At 36.8% G+C, this 13,404-nt stretch carries 11 protein-coding genes and 1 other RNA gene; 1 reads left to right on the top strand and 11 read right to left on the bottom strand.

Translation table 11 applies throughout. The features are described 5' to 3' along the window. Nucleotides 1-141: 141 nt before the first annotated feature. Nucleotides 142-508, top strand: a transfer-messenger RNA (tmRNA) gene (gene ssrA, locus BLT48_RS10945). A 199-nt stretch (nucleotides 509-707) separates the two neighbouring features. Here ssrA and argF read toward each other — a convergent pair. The 11 genes from argF to rnr form a co-directional block, all read right to left on the bottom strand. After that, complete coding sequence (gene argF / locus BLT48_RS10940; protein ID WP_089977929.1) at nucleotides 708-1,661, bottom strand: ornithine carbamoyltransferase; 954 nt, start codon at nucleotides 1,659-1,661, stop codon at nucleotides 708-710. Between the two features lie 25 nt (nucleotides 1,662-1,686). Next, complete coding sequence (argD, locus tag BLT48_RS10935; RefSeq protein ID WP_089977926.1) at nucleotides 1,687-2,877, bottom strand: acetylornithine transaminase; 1,191 nt, start codon at nucleotides 2,875-2,877, stop codon at nucleotides 1,687-1,689. Beyond that, nucleotides 2,870-3,673, bottom strand: a complete 804-nt coding sequence (argB, locus tag BLT48_RS10930; protein WP_089977923.1) for an acetylglutamate kinase — start codon at nucleotides 3,671-3,673, stop codon at nucleotides 2,870-2,872. Before argB ends, argD begins: the two co-directional genes overlap by 8 nt. Before the next feature lie 9 nt (nucleotides 3,674-3,682). After that, nucleotides 3,683-4,921 (bottom strand): bifunctional ornithine acetyltransferase/N-acetylglutamate synthase, encoded by a 1,239-nt coding sequence (gene argJ / locus BLT48_RS10925; protein WP_342341805.1) that lies wholly within the window; start codon nucleotides 4,919-4,921, stop codon nucleotides 3,683-3,685. A gap of 19 nt (nucleotides 4,922-4,940) precedes the next feature. After that, nucleotides 4,941-5,975 carry an N-acetyl-gamma-glutamyl-phosphate reductase gene (gene argC / locus BLT48_RS10920; RefSeq protein ID WP_089977920.1) on the bottom strand — a complete coding sequence of 345 codons (1,035 nt, stop codon included), beginning with the start codon at nucleotides 5,973-5,975 and terminating at the stop codon, nucleotides 4,941-4,943. A gap of 200 nt (nucleotides 5,976-6,175) precedes the next feature. Then, a complete protein-coding gene (locus tag BLT48_RS10915) occupies nucleotides 6,176-6,958 on the bottom strand; it encodes a Cof-type HAD-IIB family hydrolase (protein ID WP_089977917.1) in 783 nt (260 codons plus the stop codon). Nucleotides 6,959-6,990: 32 nt separating this feature from the next. Further along, nucleotides 6,991-7,671, bottom strand: coding sequence for a histidine phosphatase family protein (locus BLT48_RS10910; RefSeq protein ID WP_035021463.1), 681 nt, complete (start codon nucleotides 7,669-7,671; stop codon nucleotides 6,991-6,993). A 129-nt stretch (nucleotides 7,672-7,800) separates the two neighbouring features. Continuing rightward, nucleotides 7,801-9,795 (bottom strand): fructose-1,6-bisphosphatase, encoded by a 1,995-nt coding sequence (locus BLT48_RS10905; RefSeq protein ID WP_089977914.1) that lies wholly within the window; start codon nucleotides 9,793-9,795, stop codon nucleotides 7,801-7,803. Between the two features lie 167 nt (nucleotides 9,796-9,962). Continuing rightward, nucleotides 9,963-10,436, bottom strand: a complete 474-nt coding sequence (locus BLT48_RS10900) for a glutathione peroxidase (protein WP_034538226.1) — start codon at nucleotides 10,434-10,436, stop codon at nucleotides 9,963-9,965. A gap of 112 nt (nucleotides 10,437-10,548) precedes the next feature. Then, the gene (smpB, locus tag BLT48_RS10895) at nucleotides 10,549-11,007 is read right to left on the bottom strand and encodes an SsrA-binding protein SmpB (protein WP_034538225.1); all 459 of its coding nucleotides are present in this window, start codon (nucleotides 11,005-11,007) and stop codon (nucleotides 10,549-10,551) included. Between the two features lie 32 nt (nucleotides 11,008-11,039). Then, on the bottom strand, nucleotides 11,040-13,403 hold the full coding sequence (rnr, locus tag BLT48_RS10890; protein WP_035021460.1) for a ribonuclease R: 2,364 nt from the start codon (nucleotides 13,401-13,403) through the stop codon (nucleotides 11,040-11,042). Nucleotide 13,404: the final 1 nt, after the last annotated feature.

The following is a 13,404-nucleotide window of genomic DNA, read 5'->3' as shown; positions in this document are numbered from 1 at the left end:
ATTCCGTTCTAAGAAATCATTTTTAGAAACTGTTTTTCGCCATTATTTTCTTTTCCGCTAGAATATGTTATACTATTTGGAGAGAGTTAAACAGATTAATGATGATTCAAAACAGAACATTCTCTGTATACATCCCATTTAGGGAGCGTTACGGAATCGACAGGTATAGGTCGAGCTTGGATCGCGTTTCGTAGGTTACGGCTACGCTAAAACGTTACAGTTAAATATAACTGATAAAAACAATAATAACTCTTACGCTTTAGCTGCGTAATAACAGCTTAGTGTAGATCCTCTCGGCATCGCCCATGTGCTCGAGCAAGGGTCCTATAATTAGTGGGATACGCTAAAACTTTCCGTCTGCAAGTTTTAGAAGAGATCATCAGACTAGCGACGTATGATGCCTGTTGTGCGGCTAATACTGAGCGAAACCTTAATAGTACAACTATGAACGTAGACGTCTAGGTGCCGATATATTTGGACAGGGGTTCGACTCCCCTCGCTTCCATAGGAAAAATCGTGACTTACATGATTTATAAAAGGGCTTGTAAATGTTGTTTTAATAACATTTATAAGCTCTTTTTTTGTAGTTTTTCATTAAAGCGCCGTTGGAACAACATTTATCCAACTCAGTATCTAGTGTAGGATTTCATTTCATCTTAAAATCTAAAAAAAGCCATCAGAATTGATTCCTGATGGCTTTTTTAGGTTCACCGATTTCCCATTAATTTTTTCAATACAGCTTTTTGAGCATGCAAGCGATTCTCTGCTTCATCAAATACGACTGAGTGGTTGCCATCAATAATTTCAGCGGTTACTTCTTCGCCACGGTGTGTAGGAAGGCAATGTAGGAATATAAAATCTTCCTTTGCATAATGAGTCAGTGCTGTATTCACTTGATAAGGTAAAAATGCCGTTAAGCGTTCTGTTTCTTCAGCTTCCATTCCCATACTTGTCCATACATCCGTTACAACAATATCAGCTTCTTTTACTGCTTCTATTGGATCATATGTAAAGTGGACAGTGGCTCCTAGCTTTTCAGCTTTACTTTTTGCATCTTGAAAAACAGCTTCTAGAGGTTCATACCCTTTGGGACTAGCTATACGCATATTCATCCCCATGATGGCAGCTCCCTCCATTAATGAGTGAGGCATATTATTGTTCCCATCTCCTACATAAGCCACTGTTAAACCTTGTAATTTTCCTTTTTTTTCATAAATCGTCATTAAGTCTGCTAGAACCTGCATCGGATGGTGTTCATTGGTTAACCCATTTATAATAGGTACCGACGCATTTTCTGCGAATTCCTCAATCATTTCGTGTCCAAACGTACGAATCATCAGTCCATCCACATAACGAGAAAGCACTTTTGCAGTATCCGCGATACTCTCACCTCTACCTAACTGAATATCTTTCGAACTTAAAAATAAGGCGTGGCCACCTAATTGTGTCATCCCTACTTCAAAAGACACCCGAGTTCGTGTAGAAGACTTTTCAAAAATCATACCCAATGTTTTTCCTTGCAAGTGTGGATGTGGAATCCCTGCTTTGGTTTGTTGTTTCATAATGATCGCGTCTTGAATAAGTGCAGTTAACTCTTTTCTTGTTAAATCCGCTACTTGTAAAATATCCTTTTTGCTTAGTTCCCAATTTTGTTCTGCCATTCTCAATCTCTCACTCACTTTCTCTTCACTTACTCTTTTGTATTGAAATGAGCACTTCTTCAAATTTTTGAAGAAACTCATTTATTTCTTCAGTTGTAACGGTCAAAGGTGGTAAGATCCGCAAGACTTTTGGACCTGCTGTTAACGTTAAAATATGCTTTTCTTGCAATAAGGTCACGAGTTCTTTGGCTTCCATATCTACTTCAATTCCGATTAGAAAACCCATTCCTTTTACCTTTTTTATCACACTAAATTGATTGGCTAAGTGTTCCAATTGTTCTTTAAAAAAAGCTGCCTTTTTCTGCACCTCTTTCATAAATCCTGGTTTGGTCATTTCGCTTAAGGTAGCTACTCCGGCTGCGGCTGCTAATGGATTCCCTCCAAAAGTTGTACCGTGGGTTCCTGGAGTAAAGGATTTTGCAACATGTGTTTTAGCTAGCATTGCTCCGATTGGAAAGCCTGATCCTAAACCTTTTGCTAGGGTCAGAACATCCGGCTCAATACCGTATTGTTCATAAGCAAACAACGTTCCTGTTCTTCCCATACCCGTTTGAACTTCATCTACCATTAAAAGAATATCGTACGCTTGACAGATATCCTGCAAGGAATGAAGCCACTCCTTATGTGCCGGATTGACTCCACCCTCTCCTTGGACAAGTTCCAACAAGACTGCAGCTGTTTTTCCGTTATGAATTTTCCCAAGATCAGATTCTTCGTTAAAATTTAAAGAACGTACACCTGGCATTAAAGGTTCATACCCCTTTTGAACTTTTTCTTGTCCGGTTACAGACAACGTAGCAAAGGTTCTTCCATGAAAGGAATCTTTAAAGGAAACTACCGATGTGCGCTCTGAATGACCATGATCTTTTGCGTATTTACGCGCAATTTTTAACGCTGCTTCATTAGCTTCTGCTCCGCTATTGCAAAAAAAGACTTGATCAAATTGCGAATAAAGGACAAGCTCTTCTGCTAATTTGGTTTGTAATGGAATTTCATATAAATTGGAACAGTGCCATAACGTATCTAACTGTTGGTGCAACTTTTGTGCAACTGGATCAGGAACATGCCCTAAGTTGCATGTCGCAATACCCGATGTAAAGTCTAAGTACATCTCATTTTTGTCATCCCATACATACGTTCCTTTTCCTTTAGTAATGGTGATTGGAAAACGCGCATAAGTTGACATAAGAGCTGCTTGGTTTTCTATTTTAGCCATAGATTACTTCCTCCTTATAGACAAATCGTGTACCTACTTCATTTCCCTTTAGATAACTTGCAATATCTTCTGGTTTCAGTCCATTCAAAATAACCGCTTGTTTCATATGAATAGAAAGACTTCCAATAGCCGAACGCACTTTAGGAATCATTCCATCAGTAATGATTTCCTCTTTAATCAATTGTTCTGCTTCTCCTTTTGTTAGTGAAGAGTGAATTTTCAAATAATCTTTTTTTTGTTCCATGACTCCAGGAACATTGCTGATAAACGCTAGCTTTCCGCCTACCGCTTTTGCGATAGCTGCTGCCGCCATATCTCCATTGATATTGTAGTGTTGGCCTGTCTCATCCATTCCTATAGGTGAAATCACTGGAATGATATTATTTTCCAGTAAGTTCATTAGAAAAGCTGTATTGACCTCAGTCACCTCTCCAACAAAACCAATTTCTTTAATAGTTTTGATAGGTTTGACCTTTAGCAAGCCATGATCAATGCCACTCATCCCAATAGCTTGCAGTTGTTGAATTTGACAGTGAGTCACAATTTCATTGTTGATGGATCCGCTTAAAACCATTTCTACTACTGTTAAAACTTCTTTTGTGGTCACACGCAATCCATTGACAAATTTTGTAGGAATCGCTAATCTTTCCAATAACTCATTAATCATTGGACCTCCGCCATGAACAATCACCGGATAACATTTTTTTGTTTGTTGCAGTTGGGCGATCATTTGATAGAATGACTCGGGTAATTTATCTTGTATGCTTCCGCCGATTTTCATAATCAGTATATCCATTTTCTCACCTCATGTCCGATAGGATGAATTGATTCGAATGTAATCATAGGTTAGATCACAGCCCCATGCTGTTGCTGAATGTTGACCTTGTTGTAAATCAATGATCAGCTTGACATCATCCTTCACTAGCGTAAGCATAACAGCTTCTTCATCGAAAGGAACACCAATCCCTTTTTCAACCACTACTGTATCGCCAATCGAAACTTTTACGTGTTCCGGCTCAATTTTTTGATTGCTGTATCCTATTGCTGTGATAATTCTTCCCCAATTGGCATCTGATCCGTACATGGCTGTTTTTACTAAATTCGATGAAATAACTGATTTGGCCACAGCTTGAGCCACTTCAGCTGTTTTTGCTTCGATTACTTCTACTTCGATTAATTTGGTAGCACCCTCTCCATCACGTGCAATCGACTTAGCAAGCGTTTTGCAAACATATTGAAAGCCTTCCAAAAACACTGTCCATTGTGGGTGATCTTGATTTAAAAGAGTATTGCCTTGTGTTCCATTGGCTAACGCAAGTACCATATCATTTGTACTCGAGTCTCCATCAACTGTAATCATGTTAAAAGTCTTATCCGTCGTTGCTTTCAATGCTTCTTCTAAGCTTTTGCTATCTACAACAGCATCTGTGGTAATAAAACCAAGCATCGTTGCCATATTAGGGTGGATCATACCCGAGCCTTTTGCAGCTCCCCCAACAGTAATGTGTTTTCCATCAATCTCAAATTCCACCGCAATATGCTTCGTTTCAATATCCGTTGTTAAAATAGCCCGTTCAAAATCGGATACATTTTGACAAAGCGGATCGTTTAGGTACTGAACACCTTTTTTTATCGGTTCAAATGGTAGAGGAACGCCGATGATTCCAGTAGAAGCAATGGCTACTAAATGCTCTTCAATACCTTTTTCTTTTGCAACCAATTCCGCTGTTGCGTGTGCTTTTTTCATACCGTCTTCACCCGTACAAGAATTAGCATTTCCAGAATTCACTACGATTGTCTGGATTTTTTTTGCTGTATCTACATGCTTTTTGGTCAGTTTCAGTGGAGCTGCTTGAAAACTATTTAATGTGTAGACCCCTGCCGCAGTAGCAGGTACCACTGAATGGATCCATCCAAAATCAAGAGTTTTTTTTCGTAGACCAGTATGTACACCTCCTGCCGTAAAACCTTTTGGAGACGTAACATGCCCATCCTCTAGAATATGAATTTTTTGTATAGGTTGCGTAATATCTGTTGCCATCATCATTTTTCTCCTCACTTTTTCAAGGGTATAAAGGGCTATATTCTAACCCTTCGTCAATCGGCCAGTCGTTCATCAAGTTCAAATTTTGAATTGCTTGACCTGCTGCTCCTTTGACTAAATTATCTATCGCTACAACAATGATCAATTGTTCTGTTCGTTCATCGACATGAATGCCTATATCAACGTAATTGCTTCCAGTTACTTGTTTGGTTTGAGGCAGTGTTCCAAGTGGTTGAAGGCGAATAAAAGGATCATGTTCATAAAAGGATTGGTACAATTCCCAGATGTCTTTTGATGTTACGGATTGGTTCAATGGAAGATACATAGTACACAAGAGTCCTCTGGTCATAGGTACTAAGTGGGTCGCTAAAGTCACTTTTATTTCTTCACCTGCTTCTTTAGATAAGTAATGCTCAATCTCAGGTGTATGCTGATGCTTTCCAAACTTATAAGGAATGAGCGCTTCATTCATTTCTGAGAAATGAGTCATTCTTGAAAGTTTACGTCCTGCGCCTGAAGTACCACTTTTGGCATCAATAACAATACCCTTTTTGGTAATCCATTCCGTTTGAACAATAGGAATCAATCCTAATAGAGCAGCGGTTGAGTAACATCCCGGATTAGAAATGAAAGCAGCATTTTTTATTTCTTCTTTGTAAATTTCAGCTAATCCAAATGTAGCTTTTTTTTGCACTTCACTTGCTGCAGCCTCTCCTCCATACCATTCTTCATAATCCTTCTTTAGTAACCTAAAATCTCCACTTAAATCAATGCATTGCAGAGACGTTTTTAAAACTTCTGGAACCAACGACTTACTGATACCAGCTGGCGTTGCAAAAAACACTACATCTACTTCTTTTTCAAGATAAGAAAGATCATATTCAATCATAGGTTTTTCAATAATGGCTTTCATATGAGGATACATATCACTTAGCAATTCTTCATCATGAGAATGAGAAATCATCTCCGTAACGGTTACATGTGGGTGTCGGTTTAATAAACGGATAAGTTCTAATGCGCTATATCCCGTTGCACCAACAATAGCTGCTTTCATCAATTCTTAACCTTCTTTCATGTAATTTTAATTATTCTTATTATAACAAAACAAACTATTTATGCAACCAAAAAGAGTAAATTAATTATTTTATACAATTATTAATCTTTTTATGTATACAAAATGCATATTTTTATTTTTTCATACATAAAAAAGAGACATTAGGAAAAATCCTAATGTCTCTTTTTAGCTTTATCCGCTTATTTAATTAAGTCGTAAAACTCTAATCCTTCAATAATTCCGCCTTCAACATGACTAGACGTTATATAATCCGCAGTATTTTTTAACACATCAATGCCATTTGCCATCGCTACACCGTAATCAGCATGAGTCAACATTTCTAAATCATTCGGACCATCTCCGAATGCATACGTAGGAACGGTATCAAAGTTCATCAATTTAACCAATTCTTGAATACCTGTAGCTTTTGAATTGCCTTTCGTAATGACATCTATACTGAAAGGTGTATTTCTGTAAAATGACAATTCAGGAAACAGCTCTCTAAGTTGATCATCAATAGCCGTATCCATTGTTAGAATCAATGCCATCAGCACTTCTTCATTTAAATGAATTTCTGCATCAACAGGTGGTCTTTTAGAGTGAATAAAATTATACGCACTCTCAACTTCTTCTGAAGTATGTGTCACTCGAATTTTATCACTTGTATAAAAAGCAACAGCTAGACCACGCTCATCAGCTGCCTGTTTCAAGCGAATCAACAACTCTTGCGGCATTTGACTGCGGTAGATTTCCTTGCCTTCATACATAATGTATTGACCATTCAACGTGATAAAAGACTCAATGGGTGTTGTATCGAGTACATGTTGAATTTCAAGTGGACTTCTTCCTGTTGCAATAAATGGAACTCCACCGTTTTCTTTCAACTTTTCTAAAGCAACAGTTACTTCTTGATCTACTTCAGATTTATTGTTTAACAATGTTCCGTCTAAATCGAAAAAAACTAACGTTTTTGGCAGTACCATATTGATCTCCTTTTTGTAAATCTAATATTTATTTAGTTTTCTAAATTTTTAAAGTGTCCCACTTCGTTATAGGCTTCTAAATGGTATCTTCCGTTGTAGTATTTAACCACTGAAACACTTGCATTTAATAAAGGTTGTGGGTTTTCAAGTTCTGGAACCAAGTTATTCAGTAAGTAACGAATTGTATTTCCATGCGCTACGATCATAACTTTATCACCTGTATCACGGTGTTTATCGATTAACTTAAGCAATCCTTGTTCGACCCTTAACCAAAATGTTAAAAAGTCTTCAGCGTCATGATATGGATCTGCTTCTTTAAAAGCATTCATCTGCTCAGGGATAGACGTTTCAGCCCACATCTCAGCTACACTTGAGTAACCCATTAACTCATTCACTTTTCCCCATGTTTCATCTACATCATTTCCTTCAAAAGAACCAAAGAAAACTTCTCGAAACTCCGGCATAGGATGCAGCGTCATTTCTTTTCCTTTTTTATTTTCTTCCAAAATAATGGTTGCCGTTTCAATCGTACGACTCAAGTCAGTTGTATAAGCAGCATCGAATGCTACATCTGCTAATCCTCTTCCACTGCTGCGGACATCTTCTCGTCCTTCAGGTGTTAAAGGTGTGTTAGACCAACCTTGCATTCTTCTATAATGATTAAAGTATGTTTGCCCATGACGGACAAAATAAAAAGTGCATCCTTCTTCCATAAAAAATCTCCTCCAGTACACTATTGGTAACTATTCTTTTCTTATCCTTCTTAATTGTACCAAAAAAGCCGAGAGATATTGTAACTATCCGTTTAGTTTTACGTAAACATTCTGTTAACCCATTGGTCATTACTTAAGAACAGTATGATTTTGTCTAGTTTTTTCAATAATGTCCCCATTACGGTAAGCAGCCAATAGTGCATTCAAATCGCTTACTTGCTTAGTCAATTCTTTGCCGACATCGGTTTCTCTTACTTTTTTCCGATCTAGTTCTCGGTCGATAACTCTTCTTGTAGACATGATATCTATTTCGTTTTCAATTGCCTCACTGACAGAAGTAAATGGTTGGTGTGAGACTAAAACCATTCCATACGAATTGTATAAAAGTGTATACCCTGCTAAACCAGTGGTACCTTGGTAAGCTTTTGAGAATCCACCGTCGATCACAATGATACGTCCATTTGCTTTAATTGGATCTTCTCCACGCTTTTCTTTCACTGGTGTATGCCCATTAATGATGTGACCTTTAAGAGGTTCTAATCCAAATTCGTTCAGAATTTTTTCACATGTTTTTTCATCATTTCGCATCTTGTAATACGCATTTTTCTTTTCTTCATGTGTAGCTTTATCGGCAACATAATACCGTTCGAATGTCGTCATTTGGTCTTTTCCAAAAAGAGAAGAGACCGGTCCCGTCCATAGATACCAAACATAATCTAAATACTTTTCATTATCTTTATGATCTTTATTTAAATACCCTTTTCGTAAAACTTCTTCAAATTTATCCAACAACTTTCTGCCGGCATACTGTTCTCCTTGAATCTCCATACCCATAAATTCTCCATCTTCAGTCAATGGCATACAGCCATGGAACAATAAATTATCATTATAGGTCAGATACATACTGCCTTTGCTATATAAGTAAGCAATATGTTTTTGAAGCCGTTCGCAGTTTTTAAAAGCTGTAACCAGTTTTTCAACTACTAGTTCTTCTTCTGCTGTTAAGGTATAAGGGTCAGCTGGATCAATCGTTGGAAAATTTGTATTTAACAAAGGATACTCTGTACCTTTGATTGTAATGGTTCCTTTTTCGTAATCGATATCGCTTAACAACAAGCGGTGATCTAATTGGAACTCAGAGTGACGCTTGATAATTTCTCCTTCAAGTTTAAATTGGATCACTGAGATTGCTTGATGCATTTTTGTGATTTGGCGGATTTCATCTTCAAAATAATCTTCTTTATTGGGGTCTATTTTAGGATAAAAACAACTGTTCAAGTCTTCTGGATAAGTCATTTCGGCAAATGTAAGCAATTGGCGTAATGAAATGCCATAAGCATCTTCAATAATTTCTAAATTATCATAGCGAGCACTGATCCGTAGAACATTTGCAATACAAACCGCTGATCCACTTGCCGCTCCCATCCACAAAATATCGTGATTGCCCCATTGAACATCAACCGAATGGTGTTCTATCAAGGTATCAATGATTTTATCTGGGTAAGGGCCTCTATCATAAATATCACCGACTACATGGAGCTGATCTACTACAAGACGTTGAATAAGATAAGAAATAGCTGTAATAAACTCAGACCCTCTATCTAATAAAATAATACTGCCAATAATTTCACTATAATAATCTTCTTTGTTAGTGTAGCCATTTCCGTCTTTGGATAACAATTCTTCAATGATATAAGCAAATTCATTGGGCAAAGCCTTACGGACTTTTGATCGCGTGTACTTGGAAGCTACGAATACACATAATTCAATCAAACGTGACAACGTCAACCTATACCATTCATCTACTTCTTCTTGATCTTCGAATTCACTACAGACTAAACGAATTTTATTTTCTGGATAATAGATTAATGTTGCTAAGCTGTTCATTTCTTTTTGACTTAAACGATTATGAAAAATTTCTTTGATTTTCTCTTTTATATTGCCTGATCCATTTCTTAGCACATGTTGAAAAGCTTCATATTCTCCATGAACATCGCTAACAAAATGCTCTGTACCTTTAGGCAAATTCATAATCGCTTCTAAGTTAATAATTTCAGTAGTTGTGTCTCCAATAGTAGGATATTCTTTAGCTAATAAATTTAAGTACTTTTTAGTTAAGTCCATGACTCTCACCCCTTTATAATGTATACCAAATCATTATATCATTTTTTTGCTTTGTGCATTCTTTTTAGTTCTAAGGCCTTGCCTTTAGAGTTATCACATTTTTTAATAGAGCTATAAAGTAATAAAAGGGCCTAAGACAGTTTGTCTAAGACCCATTTAGTATTTGGTTAGCCATTTGCTACTGCATCGGCTATATCTGTTTCCATTTTTTCAGGTTGAGTTGTTGAACCAAATCGTTTGATGATTTCTCCGTCTCGACCAATCAAGAATTTTGTGAAATTCCATTTGATTTTTTTATTACCCGTTTCTGAAGTCAAGTATTGATAAAGAGGATCTGCCTTTTTTCCATTTAATAATATTTTTTCGTGTAGTTGAAAGGACACGCCAAAATTTTTCTGACAAAAGCTAGCAATTTCCTCTCCTTCACGAGGCTCTTGATTCATGAACTGGTTTGAAGGAAAACCCAATACAACTAGTCCTTGATCTTTATACGTTTGATACAATTTTTCCAAACTTTCTAATTGAGGAGCCAGCCCACATTCCGTTGCTGTATTCACAATTACTAAAACTTTTCCTTTGTATTTTGATAGTGAAACTTCTTCCCCACCAATTTCATTCACCGTATAATCATAAACAGACATGAGTAGTCCTTCTTTCACTTTTAATTTTTAAAAGCCATTCATTTCTTAGACTCACTTTACATTACTTACTTTATCAAAGTCAACAGTAAAGACTTTGATAAAGCAGCATCTATTATCTTGATCTTAAGGCACGATCTAACTCGCGTTTTTGATCTTTTCGTTTCAAATCTTCACGCTTATCGTATTTTTTCTTCCCTTTAGCTAAGCCAATCAATACTTTTGCATAACCATCTTTTAAATAAACTTTTAATGGAATCAATGTGTTTCCGCTAGATTTTGTTTCTCCTAGCAAACGCATGATTTGTTTTTTATGCATCAATAATTTTCTCGTTCTTAATGGATCATGATTAAACTGATTACCTTGTTCATAAGGACTGATATGAACATTGTGTAAATAAATCTCACCATTCTGAATCTTAGCATAGCCGTCTTTTAAGTTGATTCGACCTGCTCTAATAGACTTGATCTCTGTTCCTTGCAATACTACCCCAGCTTCTACTGTATCTAATATTGAAAAATCATAGCTTGCTTTTCTATTTTGTGCAAGTACTTTACCTGAACCTTTTGGCATCTATGATCGCCTCCTAACTCATTAAAAACTCATTATTTTTTCTTAGGTTTTTTCTTTTTAGCTACCTCTTTATAAAAAGGCTTGCTTTTCTTTTTGCTTGATTCTTTTCCCTTAGGTTTGTAAGATGAAAATTTCTCTTTTGAACCACTATCTTTTCCACGAGTTTGACTATTTCCTCTACCTCTGCCTTTTGTTGAACGTTTCGGTCCATCATATTTAGGTGCATTTGGATCTGGTACCAACTCAAAATCAATTTCACGTGTTTCAGGATCTGCTTTTGTTATTTTTACTTTTACTTTTTGTCCAATACGGTAAACGACCCCTGTACGTTCTCCAACGAGCATCATTTGTTCCTCGATATAATTAAAGTAGTCGTCTTTCATATTTGAAATATGGACCAGGCCTTCAACTGTATTCGGCAATTCAACAAACAAACCAAATTTCAACACAGAACCAATGATTCCTTCATAGATTTCGCCAACTTTATCGGCCATAAATTCAGTTTTCTTCAATGCATCCGTTTCTCTTTCAGCATCAACTGCGCGACGTTCCGCTTTTGACGTTTGCTCAGCAATATCTGGTAACCGATTTTCCCATTTCGCTTTTTGAGCAGAACCTGTTCCTTTTTCACCATATGAACGAATCAAGCGATGCAGGATTAAGTCTGGATAACGACGAATTGGAGACGTAAAGTGCGAATAATATTCTGCTCCAAGTCCAAAGTGACCTAATGGTTCCACATCATATTTAGCTTGTTTCATGCTTCTTAACATCATTGTTGAAACAACTTGTTCTTCAGGCTTACCTTTAACACTATTAACAACTGTTTGTAATGTCTTAGGAGAAACATCTTGGCTAGTTCCTTTAACGGTAATTCCAAATGCTGTAACAAATTCCATGAATTTTTGCATACGATCACTATCCGGTTGTTCATGGATACGGTAAATTAACGGAACTTCCATTTTAGAGAAATGTTCAGATACCGTTTCATTCGCTGCCAACATAAAGGATTCAATCAAGCGTTCTCCAACACCACGTTCTCTTAATACAATATCTAATGGCTTGCCTTCAGGGTCAACAATAATTTTGGCTTCTTTTGTATCAAAATCAATCGCTCCACGAGATTTACGTTTTTTCTCAAGTGTATGGTGCAGATTTTCCATTAACTCAAACATGTCTACTAAATTACTATATTTTTTACGTATTTCAGGATTCTTATCCGTTAATATTTCGTTTACTTCAGTATACGTCATCCGTTCCGTTGTTCGTATTACACTTTGGAAAATATCTTGTCCGACAATTTCTCCATCTGGTGTCATTTCCATCACACAGCTCATCGTTAGACGGTCTACATGAGGGTTTAACGAACAGATTCCATTAGATAAACGTTGAGGAATCATTGGAATCACTCGATCGGTTAAGTATACGCTGGTTCCTCTTTCAAATGCATCTTTGTCTAAAGGACTGTCTTCTGTTACATAGTAGGAAACATCTGCTATATGAACACCAAGTTGATAATTTCCGTTATCTAATAATTTCAAGCCTACAGCATCATCTAAATCTTTTGCGTCTTCTCCATCGATCGTCACAAGAACTTCATCTCTTAAATCGCGACGTCCTTCAAAGTCCGATTCGTTGATTTTATCCGGCACATCATCTGCTTGTTGTATAGCCTCTGGAGAGAATTCAGTTGGAATACCGTGTTTATATACAATGGTTAAAATGTCGATTCCAGGATCATTTATATGCCCGACAACTTTTTTAACGATCCCTTGCATACTTCTTGGAAATTCATCATCTGGATACAACGTTATTTCTACAACAACAATAGAGCCGTCAACCGGTTTGATCCCTTGTGCTTCAATAAAAACACGAATGTCTGTAATTTTTTTATCTTGAGGATCAAGGTAGCCGTATAAGCCCGTTTCTTCAATTCCTTCTTCACTGTACGCATAAAATTCCCCAACTAATTGAGTAAATTTACGTTCAATAATAGCCTTTATCTTTCCTTCAGCACCTTTATCTGACCAAGGTTCCGCAGGCTTGATAATATCTACCGTTACTTTATCTCCGTCTAATGCAAAATTGGTCATATTAGGTGGGATATAAATGTCCTTTTCCTCATCTTCGATTGCAACAAAGCCAAAACCACGATCGCTTGCTCTGAAAGTACCGGTTAAAACAGGATCATTACTTGGCAATTTAAAATGCCCTTTTTTATTTAAAAAGAGTTTACCTTCTCGCTCCATTTCAGCTAATGAACTGACGAGGACTTTAAAATCGGCTGCACTAGTCAAACCCATTCCCTCACTGATATCACTAACTTGAAACGAAACTTTCTTATGTTCTTTCATAAAAACTAAAATCGCTTCTTGTAATGCTTTTTTGTCGTTCATT

The organism is Carnobacterium viridans (assembly GCF_900102725.1).
In the GTDB taxonomy this organism is placed as follows: Bacteria; Bacillota; Bacilli; order Lactobacillales; family Carnobacteriaceae; genus Carnobacterium_B; species Carnobacterium_B viridans.
The sequence above is the reverse complement of the archived record's forward strand: the minus strand, read 5'-3'. Positions and strand labels throughout refer to the sequence as shown.